At 39.1% G+C, this 21,755-nt stretch carries 19 protein-coding genes and 1 other RNA gene; 10 read left to right on the top strand and 10 right to left on the bottom strand.

Annotated elements, in window-relative coordinates; genetic code table 11:
• Nucleotides 1-410: 410 nt before the first annotated feature.
• From K5Q58_RS06320 to K5Q58_RS06295, 6 genes are all read right to left on the bottom strand, one after another.
• Nucleotides 411-1,679 (bottom strand): BatD family protein, encoded by a 1,269-nt coding sequence (locus tag K5Q58_RS06320; RefSeq protein WP_220753109.1) that lies wholly within the window; start codon nucleotides 1,677-1,679, stop codon nucleotides 411-413.
• The gene (locus K5Q58_RS06315; RefSeq protein ID WP_220753108.1) at nucleotides 1,676-3,220 is read right to left on the bottom strand and encodes a VWA domain-containing protein; all 1,545 of its coding nucleotides are present in this window, start codon (nucleotides 3,218-3,220) and stop codon (nucleotides 1,676-1,678) included. The genes K5Q58_RS06320 and K5Q58_RS06315 overlap by 4 nt, the downstream gene beginning before the upstream one ends.
• Nucleotides 3,213-4,208, bottom strand: a complete 996-nt coding sequence (locus K5Q58_RS06310) for a VWA domain-containing protein (protein WP_220753107.1) — start codon at nucleotides 4,206-4,208, stop codon at nucleotides 3,213-3,215. The genes K5Q58_RS06315 and K5Q58_RS06310 overlap by 8 nt, the downstream gene beginning before the upstream one ends.
• Nucleotides 4,205-4,720 carry a DUF4381 domain-containing protein gene (locus K5Q58_RS06305; protein WP_220753106.1) on the bottom strand — a complete coding sequence of 172 codons (516 nt, stop codon included), beginning with the start codon at nucleotides 4,718-4,720 and terminating at the stop codon, nucleotides 4,205-4,207. Before K5Q58_RS06305 ends, K5Q58_RS06310 begins: the two co-directional genes overlap by 4 nt.
• Nucleotides 4,717-5,571, bottom strand: a complete 855-nt coding sequence (locus tag K5Q58_RS06300) for a DUF58 domain-containing protein (protein WP_220753105.1) — start codon at nucleotides 5,569-5,571, stop codon at nucleotides 4,717-4,719. Before K5Q58_RS06300 ends, K5Q58_RS06305 begins: the two co-directional genes overlap by 4 nt.
• Nucleotides 5,572-5,650: 79 nt before the next feature.
• The gene (locus K5Q58_RS06295) at nucleotides 5,651-6,613 is read right to left on the bottom strand and encodes a MoxR family ATPase (RefSeq protein ID WP_220753104.1); all 963 of its coding nucleotides are present in this window, start codon (nucleotides 6,611-6,613) and stop codon (nucleotides 5,651-5,653) included.
• Between the two features lie 1,579 nt (nucleotides 6,614-8,192).
• Here K5Q58_RS06295 and K5Q58_RS06290 point away from each other — a divergent pair.
• From K5Q58_RS06290 to K5Q58_RS06270, 5 genes are all read left to right on the top strand, one after another.
• Nucleotides 8,193-9,836, top strand: a complete 1,644-nt coding sequence (locus K5Q58_RS06290) for an arylsulfatase (protein WP_220753103.1) — start codon at nucleotides 8,193-8,195, stop codon at nucleotides 9,834-9,836.
• A gap of 67 nt (nucleotides 9,837-9,903) precedes the next feature.
• Entirely contained in the window at nucleotides 9,904-10,389 is a 486-nt protein-coding gene (locus K5Q58_RS06285; protein ID WP_220753102.1) for a hypothetical protein, read from the top strand.
• Between the two features lie 212 nt (nucleotides 10,390-10,601).
• Complete coding sequence (locus K5Q58_RS06280; protein ID WP_220753101.1) at nucleotides 10,602-11,924, top strand: anaerobic sulfatase maturase; 1,323 nt, start codon at nucleotides 10,602-10,604, stop codon at nucleotides 11,922-11,924.
• Nucleotides 11,925-11,934: 10 nt separating this feature from the next.
• Entirely contained in the window at nucleotides 11,935-12,924 is a 990-nt protein-coding gene (locus K5Q58_RS06275; RefSeq protein WP_220753100.1) for a M48 family metallopeptidase, read from the top strand.
• A 52-nt stretch (nucleotides 12,925-12,976) separates the two neighbouring features.
• Nucleotides 12,977-13,390, top strand: coding sequence for a hypothetical protein (locus K5Q58_RS06270; RefSeq protein WP_220753099.1), 414 nt, complete (start codon nucleotides 12,977-12,979; stop codon nucleotides 13,388-13,390).
• 35 nt (nucleotides 13,391-13,425) lie between these two features.
• Here K5Q58_RS06270 and K5Q58_RS06265 read toward each other — a convergent pair whose 3' ends face one another.
• The 3 genes from K5Q58_RS06265 to smpB form a co-directional block, all read right to left on the bottom strand.
• The gene (locus K5Q58_RS06265; RefSeq protein ID WP_220753098.1) at nucleotides 13,426-14,325 is read right to left on the bottom strand and encodes a LysR family transcriptional regulator; all 900 of its coding nucleotides are present in this window, start codon (nucleotides 14,323-14,325) and stop codon (nucleotides 13,426-13,428) included.
• 976 nt (nucleotides 14,326-15,301) lie between these two features.
• Nucleotides 15,302-15,656: a transfer-messenger RNA gene (ssrA, locus tag K5Q58_RS06260) on the bottom strand.
• Between the two features lie 72 nt (nucleotides 15,657-15,728).
• Nucleotides 15,729-16,226, bottom strand: a complete 498-nt coding sequence (smpB, locus tag K5Q58_RS06255) for an SsrA-binding protein SmpB (RefSeq protein ID WP_220753097.1) — start codon at nucleotides 16,224-16,226, stop codon at nucleotides 15,729-15,731.
• Between the two features lie 202 nt (nucleotides 16,227-16,428).
• Between smpB and K5Q58_RS06250 the strand changes: the two genes are divergently transcribed.
• Both K5Q58_RS06250 and K5Q58_RS06245 read left to right on the top strand, forming a co-directional pair.
• Nucleotides 16,429-16,866: a type II toxin-antitoxin system RatA family toxin gene (locus tag K5Q58_RS06250; protein ID WP_220753096.1), complete on the top strand. Its 438-nt coding sequence runs from the start codon at nucleotides 16,429-16,431 to the stop codon at nucleotides 16,864-16,866.
• The gene (locus K5Q58_RS06245; RefSeq protein ID WP_220753095.1) at nucleotides 16,856-17,191 is read left to right on the top strand and encodes an RnfH family protein; all 336 of its coding nucleotides are present in this window, start codon (nucleotides 16,856-16,858) and stop codon (nucleotides 17,189-17,191) included. The genes K5Q58_RS06250 and K5Q58_RS06245 overlap by 11 nt, the downstream gene beginning before the upstream one ends.
• Nucleotides 17,192-17,303: 112 nt before the next feature.
• Here the strand turns inward: K5Q58_RS06245 and K5Q58_RS06240 are convergent, their stop codons facing one another.
• A complete protein-coding gene (locus K5Q58_RS06240; protein ID WP_220753094.1) occupies nucleotides 17,304-17,840 on the bottom strand; it encodes an outer membrane protein assembly factor BamE in 537 nt (178 codons plus the stop codon).
• 329 nt (nucleotides 17,841-18,169) lie between these two features.
• Between K5Q58_RS06240 and K5Q58_RS06235 the strand changes: the two genes are divergently transcribed.
• Genes K5Q58_RS06235 through K5Q58_RS06225 form a run of 3 tightly spaced genes read left to right on the top strand, consistent with a single transcriptional unit; the run spans nucleotide 18,170 to nucleotide 20,977 of the window.
• Nucleotides 18,170-19,015, top strand: coding sequence for an SAM-dependent methyltransferase (locus K5Q58_RS06235; RefSeq protein WP_220753093.1), 846 nt, complete (start codon nucleotides 18,170-18,172; stop codon nucleotides 19,013-19,015).
• Between the two features lie 27 nt (nucleotides 19,016-19,042).
• A complete protein-coding gene (locus tag K5Q58_RS06230; protein WP_220753092.1) occupies nucleotides 19,043-19,249 on the top strand; it encodes a hypothetical protein in 207 nt (68 codons plus the stop codon).
• Nucleotides 19,250-19,258: 9 nt separating this feature from the next.
• Entirely contained in the window at nucleotides 19,259-20,977 is a 1,719-nt protein-coding gene (locus tag K5Q58_RS06225) for a GGDEF domain-containing protein (RefSeq protein WP_220753091.1), read from the top strand.
• The last annotated feature ends 778 nt before the right edge of the window (nucleotides 20,978-21,755 follow it).

Here is a 21,755-nt window from a genome sequence, read left to right as displayed (position 1 = left end):
GCTTTATGGAATCGATGATATAGAATCTTATATCATCATGAATATTAGGCAAACAAAAGGTCTTAGTATTGTTGCTAGCCCTTTTCTAATTATCGTAGACGATTCGCCGGAAGATACTCAGCAACATAAAAGTTCAACTGTCCAGTCATTTCCTTCAGATAGCTACCATTTACAATATTAGTTGACCACTATTACTGAGCCTAAAAACATTCTACTGGATTGATTTCGGTGACTAGTTTCGAAACTTGAATGATAAAAACGCAGCTATATTAGCCGCGTTTTTTGTAATTAGTACTTGAGTCTGGGGCTTAAATTAGAAATGAGTGTTTATAGTTACATTTTAAATGTGTAATAAATGGTCACTCCAGTAAAACGTTTATGTTTCATTGCATAAATTATAGGGAATATTTCTACTTTCTTTTACTACATTGGCAATAGAGTCTAATCCGGCGACTTAGATTAGGCCAAGGCTTTACGTTGCCATATAGGGCTTTTAACATCTCATTGGCTGTTTCAAATGGCTTACCATTGAGAGCACATAACTGAGCCTGTGGCTGTTTGGCGTTGCTATCTAGCTGTTGATAATACAGCGAGATTTGTTTGGCTCTGCTGCCGTTGAGCATTGTTAGTAGATGTTGTTTATAACTGTAGAGTGTAGGCTGCCAATATTTATACAAGAACAAGATGATTACCACTAACATAGCCCCAGCTACAATTAGCCAAATGCTTTGCCAAGGGATCCCTCCAGCATCGATCTGCTTGCCAACAAGTAATTGTTGCTGTTTGATTTTTTTTACTGGATCCCACCAGGTTATCGTTTCACCGCCTAGATTATATTGTCCCGGTTCGTCAATAGAGTAGCTAATATGCTGTGAAATAGTCGCGTAACTATTGCCTCTATTATAATGAGACTCTAGCTCAGGTTCTGAAAGCATAAGGCTAACTCCTTCAGGCACAATGAACTGGGTGGAGGGTATGGTTAACCGTGAGGTTTTACTGGCTTTTATCTGTAGTGTTCTTTCAATAATATCACCTGCGCCTAGCTGTATTTTATTATTGGTTGAATCATAATCATTAAACTTTATGTCACTATTTGAAATAGACCAGTCATCACTAATTTTCACATCGTTTGAAACCAAGTAATGCTTGCTATTTCCCATTGCCGAAGGTTGCATCGCCACTAATACAACCCCCTGAATTTTCTTTGTAACAGCAACAGGCTTGCCTTCATCATCGGCTACAAATGCTGTAACTCGCATCGGTGGAATTGAATAAACACCAGGCTGATTGGGATAGATTTGAAAACTCCACCGCTGGCTGCTATATCTTTTTCCGTCGATCATCGTACTACCACTTGCGCGATAGGTTGATTCATTAACCACTAAGGCGTTATCAACCACAGGTAAGTTAAATTCAGCGCTATCGACAAAGTAACTTGGTGTGGCAATTAGTAAATTAACATTCACTTGTTGTCCTGGTGCAACCTTGCTGTTATCAACACTAAGTTTTACTACTAATGCCTTCTCTTTATCTATTGGAGTCTCAGCAGCCAAAGCGACGTTAGATACGAAAAGTAGCATCAAGATCACTGCTAAGCAGTAAGATAATCTGTCCCTGTAATGCCCCTGTTTGTTCGAAATAACTTTTATAAAGTATTGATATAATGGTGAAATATTCATTGCGCGCCCTCGTTATCTCGATTGAATTCCGATAAAAATTTGAGCCGAATAAACTGACGCGGGTCTCGGCTTATATCCCGAAGCCATTGCTCTGTCGCGGCGCTACTTTTTAGAATGTCAGTGGCTTTTAAGGTGGGTTTTGGCAATTCTCCTATGACTTTTTTCTTGCTACCATCGGCGATCTCATTGGCATCCTTAGGAGGTGGCTTGCCATTTTTAGAGGGCGGATTAGTGCTCTGATATGATTCGCTTAAACCGTTTATTTTGCTAATTATCTCCTCAATAATAGCTAAGTTATGCTGCGCTCCAGGGTATTTAGGTTGTAAGGTGAGGAGCCCTTTATAGAGTTCTCGAGCTGTTTTGTACCGGCCGTCTTGGGATGCTGCGTCAGCCATGTTAAAAATGGAATCAACATCGCCAATTTTAGAAAACTCATTTTGCGCACATTTAAAATCCTCAGTGTAATAGCATGACATTGCTTTCCAATGAGTATCGTCAAAAAGGGCCTTAGCTTGTTGATAATTGCCATTATAGACATAGATCATAGCTTGCTGATCTTTGGTTAATAGCCAATCTATTGGAGAGGCTTTGGCATGTTGAACGGGAGTCAATAGGCAGAAAAATAACATAAAACTCCAATTAAGGGTCCAACCTTTTCTAAACCACAACAGTATTAATGAGGCCGTGGCTAACAGAAAATAGAAAGATTCATCCTGCCAGTTGTTATCATCACTATTGGCTTGCAGTGGCATGTTAGCAACGGCATTGATTAAAGCCATGCTATTACTTAGCAGTCGATCTGCTTGAATGACAGGGATGCCTAGTTCGTCTGCAGTTTGTTTACCCATTTCGGTAAATGCCAAAGCTACGCTGCTAATGTGATTGTCGGCCAATAGTTTCTTTAGATAACTCACTCCTGTTTGTAACCCGTCTGTCACTAATACCAACCCTGTGCCTTGCTTGTTCAAAGAAGGAGTTGATTTTATTCGTTTCGCCAGTTGTGCGGCATCTCCACCTTCAGTAGGCATCAATTCAGGGCTTAAATATGATAGATACAGTGAGGCCAACTCTACATCGTTAGTTGGGGGTAATAAAATATGTGTGCTACCGCTAACCGCTACAATGCTAATAGGGCGATTAACCCCATGGGTCAACAGTCGGTTAATCAAAAACTGAGCTCGTAAGTTACGATTCGGTGAAACATCTTTTTGCTTCATCGATAGCGATTGATCCATCACGATAATAAGCGGTGAAGTATGATCAGTTTCGGCGTTTTTATGCTGCCAAACAGGTTGTGCTAACGCAATGACGATAAGAACTAATATCATTGTGACCGCTAATAATGGCCCAGTGTTTTTAGTACTATTACTTTTTGTAATCAGTAACGCCATTAAATGAGGAGCGATCGCAGTGCTACTGAAAGCTTTGTTCTTAAGGCGATCTCTTGCGACGCGATAGATAACTAGTGCGGCTATAGGCATTAACAGCCAAAGAAACTGTGGCGAAAGAAAGTGAAAGTCAGTACCAATTGAATCAAACATGCCTGTGCCTCCTCTGTTTAACTTCTAGCACCGACAACACTGTCCACATACAAAAGTAGAATGATACTAACCCTATTAGTAAGTTCGGATAGAGTAATGTTGTTGGTTGGTAGGTTTGACTACTAAATTGGCTTGGAGCAATTTGATTAACTTCATCTAATACTTGCTCTAATGCGCCTTTACTCGCAGCTATAAATGAATGACCGCCGGTTAAGCTAGAGACCAATTGGAGCGTTTTTATATCGACTCTTTCATCTTTGGCTTGCGTTTTAGGGTCGCCTATTGCGATGGTATAAATCTGTACCCCTTTAGCTTTGGCAACTTTAGCGGCTTCTATCGGCGGTAAGCTACTGGCGGTATCTGCGCCATCAGTGACCAGTAATAGTACTTTTTGTTTCGATGTTGATTTGTCGAATGCACGTAAGCTAAGCCCAATAGCATCTCCAATTGCCGTTGCTGGGCCAGCAATGTCAGTAGTTAATCCAGTTAACATCAATTGCCATGTCGCAATATCTGCGGTGAACGGCACCTGGACGTAAGCACCAGAACCGAAAGCGATTAGCCCTAGTCGATCGCCTTTTCGCTGAGCAGAAAATTTAGTTAGCAGACTTTCTAGAGCATCCCAGCGTTTAATTTTTGAAGCATTTTCACTTGGGAAATCTGCGGTGTTCATTGATTTAGATAAGTCGACAGCGACCATCAGATCACGAGCTGTTTTCTGTATTTCGAAAGATTTCCCTAGTATGGCTGGTTGAGCTAAACATAGCACCAAGATTGCCCATGTAACCACTAGCGCAATTTTTTGCATACGTATTGGCTGCATAACTCGGCTAGCTTGGTGGGCTTTCTTTCCTGTAAGCCTTAACAGACGGGCAAAGAAGGGAACTCGTATGGCGCGCTCACTTACTTTAAACGCAGGAGCCATAAAGTAAACAGCTAAAGGCAAAGGTAATATGAATAACCAGTAGGGGTTTAATAAAGTGATCATTTTTTTGCCTGCTGATGATGTTTAATCCAGTAGAGCGCAGTGTTGAGTAAGGCTTGATTGGTTACCTTATCGTGCTTCCAAGCTCGTTCTGATTGGAAACTCACTTTAATGAGTTGGCTGGCTAAGTGTGTATCAAACTGATTTTTGCAAACTTGCTGATTTAAAAATGTTGCCCAATCGTCCCCCATTAAGCTAGCGATCGCTTGATCTGGATATGCATGTATTGCAGTGTGCTTTAACACTAAAGGTATTGAGGCAATCATCAGTTCGTAACTGGTTTTTCGGTAGCGTTTTAGGTCTTTGAGGGCATCACGTCGATAGGCATTTAATTTCCAATTACGGTAGCAACGGTAGATAGCATATAGGCTCAATAGAATAAATAGCATTACAATCATTTTTGCTACGGGCGTTTGAGGTAATAATGACACAGGGTGTGGCATTATCATGGGCTGAAAGTCAGTAAGCATATAATTACCGAAGTTTTCAGGCTTTGGGATTGAAAACCAGCTCATTTTCTACCGCCCATCAATAAAGTCGTCAACTGTTTTTGGGATGGTTCAATGGTGTTTAATGTGCCGAAAGGTAGCTGCGTTGCCCGCAGTGCTTGGCGTAAGTCACATATGCGCTTTGCACTATCTTGTTGAAACTTATCAGCGTCTACAGCATTGTTAGTCAGTTCATACTGTAGATTACCATCTGAAATAGCCAAGCCTTCAGCACGGCGGTAATCTAGCTCAAGCTCATCATTGACGAGCAGCATTATAATATTGTGTTTAACGGCAAGCTGCTTTATAAAAGCAACGTCCGTCGTAGTAAGTCCCTCTCCGTCTGTGATTACCACTAATGTTCCGCTGCGCCCCAAAAGCACACTAGCGTCTGTTAACTGTTTAGTGATTGATGGAGTAGGCTTTAGCGGTGCAGTAAAGTTCTTTAGCTGTTTGTTAGCCGTGGCTAGTTGATTTAAGTAGCTTAATATACCGATAGAGCTTCGATTGGGCATTTGCACTCTGACTTGTTGATCTTCAATGATTAAACCACCAACACGATCACCTCGCTCCAATAGTAGCCATGCCATAAGTGCTGCAATTTCGGCTGCAATAACAGATTTAGTATAAACCTGACTGCCAAATAGCATCGTTGAGCGCTGGTCACATAAAATTATCGCGGGTCTGTCTGTTTCTTCTGTAAAAACCCGCACCAATTTTTTGTCACTGCGAGAGGAGGCCTTCCAGTCAATATCTTTCAGGCTATCGCCAGCGCGATATGAGCGTAGTTCTTCAAAATCGAGTCCTTGACCACGCAATTTAGAACGATTGCGCCCGGCTAATATGCCTGAGGGCTTGAAGGTTGTGCACAAAGACATTTTTTTTACTATCCTGCGTAACAGAATCAAATGCTTTTGATCTACAAAAAGTCGATTATCCATGGAACTATCTCAACGTTTAGGCGACGGGGACACGCTTGATGATCTCAGTAACGACATCCTTTGCAGATATTCCATCTGCAATAGCGTCATAACTTAAGATAAGTCGGTGCCCCAAGACACTATTAACGACAGCCCTTACATCGTCAGGATCGACATAATTTTTGCCTTTAATAAATGCATGTGTGCGAGCGCATTTTTCCAATGCAATTGTTGCTCTTGGACTTGCGCCAACTTGAATCCAATTTTGTAGTTCACTGTCTTTAAATTGTTGTGGGAAACGAGTCGTCATCACAATATCGACTATGTACTGTTCAAGACTGTCAGAGGTAGAAACGTTTAAAATCGCTTTTCGGGCTTGTAGCAGCACAGATTGTTCAATTGAAAAGTTCGGTTTTTGTTGGAGGGCTTCACTCTTTACTAAGCGTAAAATATCTAGTTCAGCCTCTCTAATTGGGTAATCGACGGTAATCTTCATTAAGAACCGATCTAACTGCGCTTCAGGCAAAGTGTAAGTCCCTTCTTGTTCTATAGGATTTTGTGTGGCGAGCACCATAAATAATTCAGGAAGTGGATGTGTTTTTCCGCCGACTGTAACTTGACGCTCTTCCATGGCTTCGAGTAAAGAGGATTGTACTTTTGGCGGGGCCCGATTAATCTCGTCAGCAAGTAAAATATTAGTGAAAACAGGGCCTTCTTTAAATACCATTGTTTCAGAGCTATCCAGTGTCTCATAGCCTATTACATCACTTGGCATTAAATCGGGTGTGAACTGTACGCGCCCGAGTGAAGCATCCAAACAATTTGATAATGCTCTTACAGAGCGAGTTTTTGCGGTTCCTGGCAGCCCCTCAAGTAATACATGACCTTCGGCAACTAAAGCTATAATAAGTGCATCGACGACATGTTGCTGCCCAACCACTTGTCTGCTTAATGCTAAAGACAATTGCTGTAGCGAATTGGATAATGATAATTTCGACATGTAAATATCTCTATCTTGTGTTTATATAATTAAAAATGCCTATCAAACAGTGAGGGTATGTTTTAACTGGTATTTATAAAGTGTAAGTCACTCAGTAATAAAAATAGCTTATCTAATACTTTGAGAACTAAGGTGGTTTATGTTGTTTAACTAATTTTAGTTAACCATTTACTGCGTTATTTTGGGTGCGTTTACTTAATAACTTTAGAGCTATTTCTAGAGGGTTGTTTACAGGAGGTAAGCCTAATGCCAGTTTGTTAGTTAATCAATTGAATTATATTTAAATGTGAATTAAATATGAGTTAATTAACTATTTGTCTATTTGTCTATTTTTCTATTTTTCTATTTTTCTATTTGTCTGTTGCTTATAGATAATGAAACTAAACTCACTATTAACTCGAAGATTTTTCCTTTTTAATATTTGCATTACTGTCCTTACCTAATCGAAGTTGGAGTGATTTGTTTGTTAATTGGCTCAATAATAAATAAAAGTTCGAGATGCCGACATTAAGTTTATATACAAAAGTTACTCCTTATTTGAGTAAGAGTAAGGCATCGAGTGTTCACTTAAGTTAATAGAGGGACGCACATGAATATTCCGAGTAGAAAACACAACTTTCAACTGCGATGCTTGCTCTATCAGGATTCTCGTCAATGTATGCTTTAGCACCAGAAGTAAAATCGAACCAAAAACCTAATATTCTAGCAATGTGGGGTGATGACATAGGTACTTGGAACATCAACTATTGGAATCGTGGTTTGATGGGATATGAGACATTTAGGCTATTACATTATTGGGCTGTGAAATTTACGCATCCGAGTGAGGGCAACCAAACAATTTAATATTGCTCTTACAGAGTGTTTTTGTGGTTCTTGGCATGGAATCAAGTAATACATGAGCTTCGGCAAGTAAAACTATAAGATGTACATTGACGACATGTTCCTGCCAACTACTTGTCTGCTTAGTGCTAAAGACAGTTGCAGTAGCGAATCGGATAATGATAATACGACATGTAAATATCTCTATCTTGTGTTTATGTAATTTACAATGCCTATCAAACTGTGAGGCTATGTTTTCACTGGCATTTATAAAGTGTAAGTCACTCAGTAATAAAAGTAACTTATCTAATAACATGAACACCAAAATGATTCATGTTGTTAAACTAATTTAAATTGAAGTTTATTGCGGCATTTGTTCTGTGTGTTTGCATTGTTTAATAAGCTGAATGCTATTTGTAGAAGGTTATTTGCAGGGCGTAATTAAAATGGCAGCTAGTTAATTTAATGAAATAAAAAAGTGAATTAGTCAACTGTTTTTTCTTTGTTTCTCTATTGCTTACTAGATAATGTTTTTTAGTTGAATGAAACTAAATTCACTATTAACCAAAAGTGTTTTTTCTTTTTTTATATTCACATTAATATCCCTCTCGAATTGAAATTGGAGCGATTATTTTCTAATTGACTCCACAATAAATAGAACATCGAGATGTCGACAGTAAGTTTATATACAAACATTACTGCCAACTTGAGTAAGAGTAAGGCATCGAGTGTTCACTTAAGTTAATAGAGAGAGACGCACATGAATATTCCGAGTAGAAAAACACTACTTTCAACCGCGATGCTTGCCTTATCAGCATTTTCGTCAATGCATGCAATTGCTGCTGAAGCTCCAGCACCGAAATCGAATCAAAAACCTAATATCCTAGTCATGTGGGGCGATGATATAGGTACCTGGAACATCAGCTATTGGAATCGTGGCTTGATGGGATATGAGACATCAAACATCGACCGTATCGCCAATGAAGGTGTTGCATTCACTGATTACTATGGCGAGCAATCTTGTACTGCTGGTCGAAGTGCGTTTATTACTGGTCAAGATGGATTAAGAACAGGCATGACAAAAGTTGGCCTTCCAGGAGCGCCTCAAGGTATTGCTGATGATGATTTAACCATCGCTGAAGTACTTAAAAACCAAGGCTATATGACGGGGCAATTTGGTAAAAACCATCTTGGTGACCGCGACCGTGACTTACCAACAAACCACGGTTTTGATGAGTTTTATGGTTTCCTATACCACCTAAATGCGATGGAAGAGCCAGAGCATGATTTCTACCCGAAAGATCCAAAGTACCTTGAGAAATATGGTCCACGAGGCGTCATTTCGGCCAAAGTTGATGGTGAAGTTAAAGATACTGGACCGCTAACGATAGAGCGCATGCGCACTATTGATGACGATGTGACCGCGCATGCCATTAAATTTATGGACAAAGCACAAGCAGCACATAAACCATTCTTTGTGTGGTGGAATTCTTCTAAGATGCACTTCAAGACTCACTTAAACCCTAAAGATAGAGGTATTTCTGGACAAGGTTTCTATAATGACGCAATGATGGCTCATGACAGAAATGTAGGCGAACTACTTGACTATATTGATGATAATGAGTTGAAGGACAATACTATTGTTATGTATGGAACCGATAATGGCCCTCACTTTAATGCGTGGCCAGATGGGGCTACTACGCCTTTCCGAGGTGAGAAGGAAACAAACTGGGAAGGCGCTTATCGCGTTCCTGCATTTGTACGTTGGCCTGCCGGTGACTGGAGCGGTGGTCGAGTGCTAAACGGCATGGTTTCAGGGCTTGATTTCCTTCCGACTCTTTCTGCAGCGGCTGGTGATAGCAATATTAAGCAAGACTTGTTGAAAGGCGGTTATAAAGCCAATGGTAAAGAGTTCAAAATCCATCTTGATGGCTTTGACATGAATGATTATTTTGCAGGTCGTACGAAAGAAGACCCGCGTAAGCAGGTAATTGAATATAACGCTGACGCACAAGTCGTAGCTATTCGTTATAACCAAGCAGATTACGTTGGCGGTGGTAAAGATCACTCTACTGACTGGAAGGTTGTTTACGGTGAGCAAAGAGCGAAAACGATGGCTCTTTGGGCTGAGCCGTTTACTTGGTTGCGTTTACCTAAAATCTTTAACCTTAGACAAGATCCATTTGAGCGTGCTGATCACAACTCGAATAACTATTGGTCTTGGGAGCTTGATAATGTCTTTGTATTTTATAAAGCCAACGAGCTAGTAAAACAGCACTTAGCTACTTATAAAGACTTTCCACCATCACAGCGCCCGGGTTCATTTACAATGGATGGTGCGAGTGAATCAGTATACAAAAACTTTGGCATAGGAGCTGGTGGTTCAAAAACTGCCACTAAATAACCTGTAATAGCAAGAAACTAGAGGATTCTCTAGTTTCTTGCTCAACTTCCTTAAATAGGTACACCTTATGTTTAAATCCCTTATATTGGCGACTTTTTGCATTGCTCCTTTTGTCCAAGCAGGAAGTGCCCCTCAAACACTATCTATGCAGGGGGCTGACGTTTCAGCTCTCCGAACCGAGAACGTCGCAGTTTCCGCCCAGCAGTCTACCGACGTGCAAAGTGCGGTGTTGGAAAATATTAATCGCTTTAATGGTTATGAACAAACAGCTGGACAAGTTTCTCGCAATCTATCAAGTCAGAATATGCAGCAAGCAAGTGAGCAAGATAAGTCTAGCGTTTATAGCAATAGCATGCCAGAACACAACTTATCTAAAGTTAACGTCGAGTCGAACAAGCAGCTTAACGATATTGAACCTGCAAAGACTGCAGCAATTTCAGTTAGCTCTAGTAGCGTTAGCCGCAATCAGTTCGATGCGATATCGGTGTTATTAACTAGCACTGGTTTCAGTAGTGATCAAAAAATTAAGTTGATACAGGTCCTAAGCCAATAAACTCTATTAGTAAGGTGTTCTTTTTGACTAATCAATAAATCAAGAAGAAATTCAGCTGATGATACTTGGCAATATCTCGGTATCTAGTTGAATCACTGTTAGTGGCGTCAATTAAATACCGTTCAATCCATATTTTACTTGAGTTGATTGTTCATAAATTAACTAGCAATTATCATCACTCCCATCAAATTAACTGACAGATGAAGATACTTATGAGTAGCAACAATACAGTTCTAAAAGCAGGTCCACAGTTTAATGGTAAAGCCTCAAAACGCATGCATGTAATGACAAAGCCTATCGGTGCTTCATGTAACCTTGACTGTGATTACTGCTACTACTTAAGCAAAGAAGATCTGTTGGATTATAAGAGGGGATGCTCACCAAAATTAAGTGACCATGATCTTGAAGTATTTATTCGCAGCTATATAGAAGGGCAAAATACACCAGAGATTATATTTTCATGGCAAGGCGGCGAAGCGACAATGCTAGGAATCCCTTATTTTGAAAAAATTGTAGAACTACAGAAAAAATATAAACCTGAAGGCGTCATTATTTCAAATGATCTACAAACAAACGGCATACTTATAAGTGACAAATGGTGCGAGTTTTTAAAAAACAACAACTTCCTTGTTGGGTTAAGTATTGATGGGCCAGAGTTAATCCATAATAGTTATCGTACGACTAAATCAGGAAAAGGCTCATTTAGACAAGTCATGCGAGCTGTTGAATTACTGCATAAGCATCAGGTTAAATTTGCAACCTTGACCTGTGTCAATAACATAACCAGTCATAATGCTTTAACGGTATATCGTTTTTTACGTGATGAAGTAAAGTCGCCACAGATGCAATTTATTCCTATTGTTGAACCTAAGACATTTCGTTCTACGGCTCCACATACATGGGCGAGCGATGAACGATTAATGCAAGGCGATGCAAGGTTAAACCCAGCGCATAAAGAGTCGATAGTTGAGTCATTTTGTGTCGCAGATGACGCATGGGGTAACTTCCTGATTACAGTATTTGATGAATGGATTCAAAATGATGTAGGGACTGTCTTTGTTCAATATTTCGAAGCCTTTTTAGAGACATGGGCAGGCAGAAGAAATCCATTATGTACACTTGGGGAAATGTGTGGCAAAGGCTTAGCAATGGAACCTAACGGCGACGTTTTTAGCTGTGATCATTATGTTTATCCCGAATACAAGATTGGCAATATAAACGATAAAACACTTGAATCAATGGCTTACTCTAGTCAGCAGCAGCAGTTTGGGGTATCAAAAACCAAGTCATTGCCAAGCCAATGCCAGCGCTGCGAATATCAATTTGCTTGTTTTGGTGAGTGTCCTAAAAACCGCTTCATTCGTACCAAAGATGGTGAAGATGGGCTTAATTATTTATGTGCAGGTTGGAAGAAGTTTTATACCCATGCAGATGCGGGGCTGGCGTATATTCTACGCACACTCAACTACCCGGTAGCACGCGGTAAATACAGTGACCGAGAATTAATTAACAAGCAATTGCAAGCCAGAGCATAACGGTTGATTGATGATGAATAAGCAGATCATAATGGTTGTTTCAATGCTGCTAGTGTCATTTGGCACTCAAGCTAATACAGAAGAACCGCCGACAAATTACCGGCCTAATGTTGAAGACCCTGCCTACATTGCTCAGGATAAAGCACGGACAGTCGATGAAAGGGTAATTGCACTTGAGTCGCTACAAACGCGACCTTCAAAAAATGGTTTGGTGGCCGTTGCTAGAGCTTTGAAGGAAGAAAATACTCAAATAAAGCAAGCTGCAATTATCGGTAGCGCTGGTTTTTCTGTTGCGTTGCGCTGGAAAATGCTTACCCCTTTATTGGCTGACTCAAATACGGCGACTAGCAACGAAGCAGTATTTAATTTGTTATCGGGTGAGCAAGAGTTTAACGCTGAACAGAAAGAGATTATTAGGCCTTACTTAGCTGGACTTGAACAATATTTGTTAGAGGGCAACACATCATATGCACGATATAGGCTGGCAAGGTTTTATCAGTTAACCGGTGATAACAAAAAAGCAATTTCGTTGTTTAAGCAATTAACGTTGGAGGTACCCACCAATCAAGCTGTATGGGTCAGTTATGCAGAGGCGTTTCATAAACAAGGCAAAGATAAAGCTAGCTTGGATATTTTGAATGTAGGGCTAAAGAGTAATCCTAACTCTTCACAGTTACATTTTGCTAAAGGACTGACTTTGGTGAGAGCCAAAGAGAAACGGTTGGCAATGGAACAGATAAAAGTCGCGGCCATACTTGCTGAGTCAAATAGTTACTATTGGTATTTGTACGGAGTAATGCAAAAAGAGTTTGATGTTGCTGCATCAGTACCTTTGTTTGAGCAGGCGTATCAGTTGTCTGGTGCTCCAGAGCAAATGTATGCACTGTGCGAAGTGTATTTAGAAACTGACAATGTAAATGCTAATGCTTGTTTGACTGAACTTAAAAAAGTGGCACCTAAAAATGCTGTCGAACAATTATTACAGAAGTTAAAGTCATGAGTTTGTCTGGTATACAAAGTTACCGCAGTGCTATTTAAAGAATGGGAATAACATGAATATTAGACTCAAACCTGCATCGGTGAAATTGCTGCTATGCATTGTTAGTTTACTATTGGCAAATAGTGCTTTCGCTGACGTTAGAATGCTCATAGCCACTAAAGCAGAGCGATCCGCTGTTAGTTCTGCAAATTCTGCATACTATGACGCTTTTAAGAACAAAGCAGATGAAAACTGGGTTTACCAGCTCATGGATGATAATTTGCTAGAACCGAAGTGCTATGTCTCTAAAACAGAGTCTTTTGCCGTCGGTGATAGGTATGAACATAAAAATATACAACTGCAATGTATCCAAATTGGAAAATCGACTCGAATATTCTGGCCTGTACGCTGGGTAAAGCATTGCGAACAAGTCAATCCTAATTTTGGAATGTGTGCGATGGATAATATTCAAAACGAACGCAAATAGTGTGGCTGCTTATCTGAGTTCAATCTATATCTAAGTTAGCGAAGTGCTGCTGTAGTTTCAATGAGCGCTTCTCTAAGCCATTTGTTCCCGCCGTCATGTCGCTGCGAGTGATGCCACGTCATATAAATGGGGACTTTTTTAGATGCAAAGGGCAGAGGGAATATATTCAGATCTAACGCATCACACATTTTGTTTGCATGCCAGCTACTTGTTACGCAAATCCAGTCAGTTTGCGATGCCATCACTAATGCAGTACTAAGTGAGCCTGTGGCATAAGCGACTTTTCGATGGGGTATATCTTCATCAGCTAATGAGTTAAGAACGTAATTATCGAGTGTTTTTGTAGACCAGAGGAGATGATATTCATTAAAAAAGTCTGTGAGGGTTAACTTGTCTTGGATTCGCGGGTGGTGCTTACTGACAGCGATAACCAATTGCTGTTCGAATAAGAATTGATTATGGTAACCATGATCTTCTAATAGTGCAGTAGCAAGAATAAGGTCTACCTTACGGTGGCGTAAGTCATCTTGTCTTTCATGATAATATTGATGCTCCACATCGGCCTTAATCATGATGTTTGGTGCATGTTTTCGTTTATAATCCACAATTGGCGGAACAACGATAAGATCTATATCTTTGTGACTGGAAATACGGAAAGTTCGTTGACTGGTTAATGGGTCAAAATCTTGCCGGGATATGGCACCATTAAGCAGCAATGATAATGGTTCTTGGATCTCTACATGTAACTCTATGGCAAAATTTGTCGGCGCTATTCCGCGGCCTTGTCGGATAAAAAGCGGATCTTGATATTGGTCTCTAAGCCGATTAAGCGCATGACTCACTGCGGGAGCCGTGATCCCCAAAATATCAGCTGCATCATTGACACTTTCACTCTTCATTACTGCATCAAACGTCTTTAATAAATTTAAATCCATACTCTTCTCTTTTCCTATCTGCTCTTGAACAGATTATAGTTTGTTGTTGGGAAAAGCTATCCGTCTTTGCTCCAGTGTCAAAACCAAAATATTTTGTGTTATCAGAGTTAGATAATACCAATGAATAAGGTCTATGTTTATGCTTTATCACTACAGTTCATCTTATTGCTACTTGTTTCTGCCCTATATTTTAATGCTTTATTATCAATCGCTTGATTTATTGTTGTTACAGTTTTAGCAATTGATTTTGTTTAGTTTATATATCGATTTATAACAAAACTAGAATTCCTCACCATGTTTAATACGGCAAGGCTTAATCACTAGTGATTTGCCAATACTTTTACTCTCTATTCATGTTTTTCGTGTCAGTCATATTGTTAAACCAAGTATGAAATGGTTAAAAATTTATATATAAAAGGTTTTAATATTTCAGCCTCTAATTCATCAAGCGTAGAAAGCTATATTCAATTTGCTCGAAGCTTTTCGTACTTCATATTGGAAAAGGGTTTAAGGATTATGGTCTACCTTTTTAGGATCTTATTCAGGAGGGAAATATTGATTTACATAAAGTTGTCAAAAAATTTGATTAGCGCGCAGGTGAGCGTGTATCGACCTTTCAGTACTTTGGATAAAAGCAGAGATCTGCGAGTATGTGATAAAGAAATGGTGTCTGGTTAAACTTGCTACCACTAATGAACAACGCAAACTATTTTCCAATTTACGTCGTTCCAAACCCATCTAGGCTGTATTCTTTGTCTTAAGGTTTTCGATTGAAACTTGCATAGCGGTTAGCAGTTTAGTGGTATTGGCCATTATTGTGACAGCTGAATCTAGACTGGGTTCCGGTGTTGCATTAGGTGTTACATAAACCTCAAGCTGCTATTAGGGGCGGGAAAACGTTATTAGACAATAAGTTATTGATATTACTAGTTTCAGGCATAAAAAAAGACGTCCTAAGACGTCTTTTTTAAGTATTTGGTGGAGGCGGCGGGATTTGAACCCGCGTCCAGAAAGCCTACATCCAAGGCGCTACATGTTTAGTCTCTCTTTTGGTTAACCAAGTACACTCCGAAAGACAGGATTGCAATTGGCGAGTCCGATACTATTTCGCGGTTCACCCTCGGACGGAGTTCCCTCGCTATCAAATGTAATATGACCATCTTGAATCCCTGCCCATTTGAGAGACGTGGGTAAGATGGCTAGCTAGCCTAAGCTGCTAGAGAGTAGTTAGAGTCGTTAGCAACTATAACAGTGCGGCTTTTTACGAGGCCAACCGCCCCTCGACATGCTCCCAGGGTTTCGTGAATCCTGTCGAATCCAGAATCGCCCCCAAAGTTTGTTGATTGTATCGGGTAAACACTAAAAAGCCTAATGCATTTCACCAATTAACAATCGTTTGTTCATTATCCGTCCAGTCTAGACTTCTTCATCACACGAGATTGCTCTACTTTCCACTCGCGTTCTTTAGTGTCCTGACGTTTATCGTGATCTTTTTTACCTTTACCTAAACCAATCTCAACTTTTACCCAAGCGCTTTTACGCCAGTATAGGGAAAGTGGTACTAAGGTATAGCCTTGACGCTCAATTAAGCCTTCAAGTTTGTCTATTTCACTGCGTTTCATTAGCAGTTTTTTAGTACGTACAGGATCGCACACTACATGAGTCGTTGCGGTGTTTAGCGGCTGAACGGTACAACCGTGCATGAATGCTTCACCATTTTTGATGAAGACATAACAGTCAGCTAAAGTGACTTTTCCCATGCGCAGAGATTTAACTTCCCAGCCTTGTAGCTCAAGTCCAGCTTCTATTTTTTCTTCAATTTTAAATTCAAAGGTCGCGCGCTTATTACGTGTAATCGTAGCGGGTGGATTCTTTGATTTTTTCGAATTCTTTTTTACCATAATCGCGTGTACTGCCCGCTGTTATCCCATTTAAAAGATCTGATCATTTTTCACATGTGACAGATATGGGGGAGAGAATAATCTAATCAAGGGATTATACCCAAACCACTTAAAGATGCGAGTTTATTCATTAATCGTAATAGATGCGTTTTAACGTAGGCGTGTTAAAATTGGCAGATTGTTATCGAAAGTGTTGTTATTCATGCCAAAAATTTCAAAAAATGTACTCGTTCGTTTCAGTGCAATGCAAATGTATGATCTGGTTAATGATGTTGAGTCTTACCATGAGTTTCTCCCCGGCTGCGTTGGCGGTAAAGTGCTTGAGTTTGATGGTAAAACAATGGTGGCATCGGTTGATGTTTCAAAAGCAGGCATTCGTAAAACCTTTACCACGCGTAATCAGGTTGTACCGGGTAAAACTGTATCGCTAACCCTCGAAAATGGTCCATTTAAAAACCTTGATGGTATTTGGCGTTTTACAGAGTTAACAGATGATGCCTGTAAAGTTGAGTTTGATTTAAACTTTGAGTTTTCAAACCCACTTGCAGATATGGCATTTGGACGGGTATTTAAAGAGTTAATGAACTCAATGGTGACGGCTTTTACTGATAGAGCCAAGGTGATTTACAATGACAAATGAAGTTGAAACATTCGCTGTTGATGTGATTTATGCACTGCCAGCTCAGCAGAAAATTATTACAGTTAATGTCACACCGGGTACCACTTTTATTGAAGCGGTTAAGCAAAGCAATATTGTGAGTTTTTTCCCTGAGATTGATCTTGAAAAAGTAAAGCTGGGTGTTTTTAGCCGACAAGCTAAACACGATGAAGAATTACAGCAAGGTCAGCGTATTGAGATATACCGCCCTTTAATTGCCGACCCCAAAGATGTGCGCCGTAAGCGTGCAGAAAAGGCCAAGGAAGAAGGGCGTAGCAATAAAATTACCGGTGCCAAATTAAGTTAGTGGTTACAAGAATATTTATTGATAGTTAAACAAGTTACATGCATTAAAAAAGCGGAAAGAGTTATCTTTCCGCTTTTTATTTCAAGCTTGTATATTTAGAAGTGTAAAACCATTATTCGGCTTTGTCATTTCCTTGAGAACCACCAGTTGGTACATTGTTCTCATTTTCAATACGTTCTTCTTGAACTAATGGCTTCGCATCACCACGAATTGCTTTATTAGGCTCTTGCTCTGGTAATAAAGGAGCCACAACTGGAGCAGATACTGTTGGCAAGGCACCTTCATTAAGCGGTGTATCAAAGTCATCACTTAATTTGTAATCACCTTCTACTCGTTCGAGTAAATCACCATCAAAATACAAGATAAGCTCTTTATGAGTCACACTGGCATCACGGCCACTTTTAAAGTGATAAACGTAGTACCAAATATTATCAGCGAAACTATCACGAAGAACTGGGCGGCCTAAAATATATTCAGCCTGCTCTTTGGTCATTTCAACACGTAGTTTTTCTACTTGTTGTAACTCCATGTAGTTACCTTGTGGTACATCAGGTTTATAAATTAACCAATCAAAAACACTACACGCACTTAAAGATACTGAAAGCGCAACGGCGCCTAAAAGGGTAAGACTTTGTTTTTTGTTTATCATTGTCTGCGCTATTTCCTAAAAATCTGACGCCATCATACCCAAGGCTTCCCTATGCTGACAAGTGGCTATTAACTGTTGAATGCTATAACTGTGTGAATAATAGAGTCGGTAGTGCTGAGTTAGTTCCGTAATAGGATAGGAAAGTCGTTTATTTATCCAAAATGTGTAGGTCAAATGTTACGAAGTTGTAGAAATTCGTGGTAAATCCCTGTGTAATTATATAAGTTTGAATTATGGAAGTTAATTGAGTTCGATAATATCTATTACCTAAGTCAATTCATCAACCTATACAGCCCAATCCATCTGACTAAAAAGAATAACGATTAAAAATGTCATTAAAAGCAGCTGAAATTAATAAAGACTCATTATCACTCCAACAAAATGCAGGTCGGGTGACTTTTGTTGGTACGGGTTTGCAACTTGCGGGACAGGTCAGTGTATTGAGTAAAAGCTATATTGAAAATGCTGATTTAGTTTTTTCACTTGTACCTGATGGGTTTACTGAGCGCTGGCTTGTAAGCTTGAACCCAAATCATCGCTCCCTGCAGCCTTATTATGCTCAAAAAGATGAAGTTAAAAATCGCCGGGATACCTATTCGCAAATGGTAGAAGCGATACTTGAACAGGTAAGGTCTGGGCTAAATGTGGTTGTTGCCTTGTATGGCCACCCTGGGGTATTTGCTTGTGTGTCCCATTTATCGATTAAGCAAGCAAGGCAAGAAGGGCATCATGCGCAGATGCTACCTGGAATATCCGCAGAAGCTTGCTTGTGGGCTGATTTAGGTATCGACCCAGGTACATCTGGACATCAGAGTTATGAAGCGACTCAATTCATGCTGTATCAACATATTCCTAACCCTAAAACTCATTTGTTGCTATGGCAAATAGCTTTGGCTGGCGAACACACTTTGACTGAGTTTTCCACGACATCAGAACGCTTAGAAATTTTAGTAGAACATTTATCTCAATGGTATCCACTAGCTCATGAAGTTATTATTTACGAGGCTGCTAACTTTCCGCACTTAAAGCCTAGAATTGAACGTTTCAACCTTAGTCAGTTGCCCTATGTTGAACTAAGCACCATCAGTACATTATTAATACCTCCCTCAGAGAAGCTAGCTTTAAATGTAGACATATTAAAGCGTCTTGGGATTGAGGCTGGCGATATTGGATAATCTTTTTAACACAAAACGGGAATTACTATGTCAAAACTTAGCTCATTTTTAACCGACTTAAGCTCGGATGCGAAATTAAAACAAGCATTTGAAAAATCGCCGCAACAAGTCATGCAAGATTACGGATTGACTAAAGAAGAGCAAGAGGCTTTGTTGTCATGTGATGAAAGTAAAGTCTGTGCGTTAATTGGAGATGTTGATAAATCTAAAATATTGTTTGTTCATCACTCCTAGGTTGTTGACTTGAAAAATATTTTGTTGTTTTTGACTTTTCTAAGCTCTTTTGCTTTTGCCAATATTGAGCAGCAAATTGACTTAGAGTTATCGCAATTAGAAAAAACAATGAAAACTTCCCCTGATGAAGGGGAAGTGCTCTTTAGTGCCTTACAAGATAAAAGTTCGATTTTAAATAATGACCAGCTTGCTAGATTATGGATGATTGATGCTCAAAGACAAATAATGATAGGCAATTTTGAAAATGCACTTATTCGGCTAGATGATGTACAAAATGTAGCAACAGATAGAATACTATTAACACAATCCTATATGTATAAGGTCACTTCATATATAGGGTTAAAAAATTACACTTCAGCATTTATTGAATTAGAAAATAACCTCGCTCGAGTAGAAACCTACCAAGACATCGAATTAAAACTAGAGTCATATTTACGCATTTTAAATGTATACCTAGATATGGATGCATATAAAGAAAGTAAACGAATTTCTAAAAAAGTATTGGCCTTGAATAAACAACAGTCACCTAAAAGCCATTGCTATGGTCTTGTAGGCCTAGGCTACAGCAATTTGAACTTGAGACTCTATCGAGAAGCTTCTTCCACTTTTGACGAAGCATATGCTTATTGCCAAACTCATGAGTTTTCTCTTGTTGCGGCTATGGCTATTAAAGGGTTAGCAGAAATTAACCTAGAAATGAGTGAATATAGCACTGCGCAACAACAACTTGAAATAGCTTTAACCGTTTATCAGAGATTCAATTTCACCTATGAGCTATCAAGGACTAACGCACTATTAGCGATGGTCCATTATCATATAAATGAATACGAAACTTCGATGTATTATGCCGAGTTGGTTAATGGATTACCAAATGACTCCATCTATATGTTACCCAAAAGAAAAGTAAGTGAAATATTATCAATGCTTGCAAGTCGACAAGGTAATTATAAGGAAGCTTATCAATATCAAGTCCAAGCTCACGCCTTGGATATGCAGATAATCAATGAGAAAAAAGTAAAAGAAAATGCTTACCAAATGGTAAAGTTTGATTCAGCAGAGAAAACCCGAGAGCTGAATCAATTAGTACAAGATCATGAAATGATAGCCAAACAGCGAAGTATTTTGAATAATGAAAAGAGTTCCTCTTTCATGTTCTCTACAGTGCTTGTTGGTACGGTGGTTTTTTTGACTTTAATGTTATCGGCGGCCTGGATGCAACGTAATCAGTTTCGTAAACAAGCTCAAATCGATGCGTTAACTGGATTATATAATCGTGGTGCAGGGCTTGAAAAAGCAGAGAATGAATTCGTGCAAGTACAAGCTTGCGATGAAAGCTTTAGTATTATTGTGATTGACCTAGATTGGTTTAAAAAGATTAATGATAGCTTCGGTCATGCTACCGGTGATTGGGCGTTGAAAAAAGTTTCAGAGACGGTTAATACTTGTATTAAGTCTAGTGATATTGTTTGCCGCCTGGGCGGTGAAGAGTTTGCGATATTTATGCCGTATACAAATATCGACATTGCTTACGAACGTGCACAACAGTTGTGTGATGCTTTTGCGAATATCAATACGCGTTACTCTGGGCATCAATTTACCATTACTGGCAGTTTTGGTGTTAGTGAGTTAACTAAAGATGATTTAAGCTTGGATCCAATTCTAAATCGCGCTGACAATGCGCTATATCAAGCCAAGTCAGCAGGTAGAAATCGAGTGGTTAAGTCTTGATAATCTGTAAGCTATATTAAAAAATACTTTTGATACTTATCTAATATTAAATTCTAGCTGAGTGGTTTGCATTAGATTATAGGGACTGGCTAATAAGTTCTGGACACCGCAATCAGCTACATCAATTCCTTGCGTAAACAATCCTTATTGAGAGTTTTATTCCATAACCTTAAGTTTTAGTATTTCTCTTAATATTTCCCCTTATCGCTATCTCTGAGTGCTATTCCTAAGTCGTGCCTTTTAATATTAGTGCTATAGCTCATTACTATTGAGCGTAATTTTGATATTTAGTCACTGAAATATATCGACTACTTAATCAAATTGTAGTTTCAGTGCGGTTAAATAAACACACACATCATTGAAAGGTCTATTCACCTTAAACATCATAAAGATAATTCTTCTTTTTATTACTGTTTATCTACTTTGTTTTTAGCTAATAAATCGAAAAGTGACAGTTTTTTTACTTTTTTATAAAAAATTTCGATTTTTTTTGAGTGAAACCAATAAATTTTGTGATGTTGATCGGACTACATCCATCTTAGTCTAGAGTAAATATTCTAGAGGTTGTATCTAGTTTACGTTAACGTCAGCTTTAAACGGTCGTTTGAATCTGTAATTGAAAGATTTGTTGTTAAGTTGTTGTTTTAGTTTTGGTTGGTTCGTTTACCTTAAGGTTAGTTCAAAACAAATTCTTGATTCTACTTTAGTGTAAACATTAAAAAAATGTTTAAAAAATAATTTACGACAAGTAATTTAGTAACCTTTTTAATATTCACTT

Source organism: Shewanella sp. KT0246 (assembly GCF_019654955.1).
Lineage (GTDB): Bacteria > Pseudomonadota > Gammaproteobacteria > Enterobacterales > Shewanellaceae > Shewanella > Shewanella goraebulensis.
Note: the sequence above shows the minus strand (reverse complement) of the source record. Positions and strands in the feature narration are given on the sequence as shown.

Coding starts and splice junctions, on each gene's coding strand:
- K5Q58_RS06320 (WP_220753109.1), bottom strand. CDS start 1,679: ATGAATATTTCACCATTATATCAATACTTTATAAAAGTTATTTCGAAC.
- K5Q58_RS06315 (WP_220753108.1), bottom strand. CDS start 3,220: ATGTTTGATTCAATTGGTACTGACTTTCACTTTCTTTCGCCACAGTTT.
- K5Q58_RS06310 (WP_220753107.1), bottom strand. CDS start 4,208: ATGATCACTTTATTAAACCCCTACTGGTTATTCATATTACCTTTGCCT.
- K5Q58_RS06305 (WP_220753106.1), bottom strand. CDS start 4,720: ATGAGCTGGTTTTCAATCCCAAAGCCTGAAAACTTCGGTAATTATATG.
- K5Q58_RS06300 (WP_220753105.1), bottom strand. CDS start 5,571: ATGTCTTTGTGCACAACCTTCAAGCCCTCAGGCATATTAGCCGGGCGC.
- K5Q58_RS06295 (WP_220753104.1), bottom strand. CDS start 6,613: ATGTCGAAATTATCATTATCCAATTCGCTACAGCAATTGTCTTTAGCA.
- K5Q58_RS06290 (WP_220753103.1), top strand. CDS start 8,193: ATGAATATTCCGAGTAGAAAAACACTACTTTCAACCGCGATGCTTGCC.
- K5Q58_RS06285 (WP_220753102.1), top strand. CDS start 9,904: ATGTTTAAATCCCTTATATTGGCGACTTTTTGCATTGCTCCTTTTGTC.
- K5Q58_RS06280 (WP_220753101.1), top strand. CDS start 10,602: ATGAGTAGCAACAATACAGTTCTAAAAGCAGGTCCACAGTTTAATGGT.
- K5Q58_RS06275 (WP_220753100.1), top strand. CDS start 11,935: ATGATGAATAAGCAGATCATAATGGTTGTTTCAATGCTGCTAGTGTCA.
- K5Q58_RS06270 (WP_220753099.1), top strand. CDS start 12,977: ATGAATATTAGACTCAAACCTGCATCGGTGAAATTGCTGCTATGCATT.
- K5Q58_RS06265 (WP_220753098.1), bottom strand. CDS start 14,325: ATGGATTTAAATTTATTAAAGACGTTTGATGCAGTAATGAAGAGTGAA.
- smpB (WP_220753097.1), bottom strand. CDS start 16,226: ATGGTAAAAAAGAATTCGAAAAAATCAAAGAATCCACCCGCTACGATT.
- K5Q58_RS06250 (WP_220753096.1), top strand. CDS start 16,429: ATGCCAAAAATTTCAAAAAATGTACTCGTTCGTTTCAGTGCAATGCAA.
- K5Q58_RS06245 (WP_220753095.1), top strand. CDS start 16,856: ATGACAAATGAAGTTGAAACATTCGCTGTTGATGTGATTTATGCACTG.
- K5Q58_RS06240 (WP_220753094.1), bottom strand. CDS start 17,840: ATGATAAACAAAAAACAAAGTCTTACCCTTTTAGGCGCCGTTGCGCTT.
- K5Q58_RS06235 (WP_220753093.1), top strand. CDS start 18,170: ATGTCATTAAAAGCAGCTGAAATTAATAAAGACTCATTATCACTCCAA.
- K5Q58_RS06230 (WP_220753092.1), top strand. CDS start 19,043: ATGTCAAAACTTAGCTCATTTTTAACCGACTTAAGCTCGGATGCGAAA.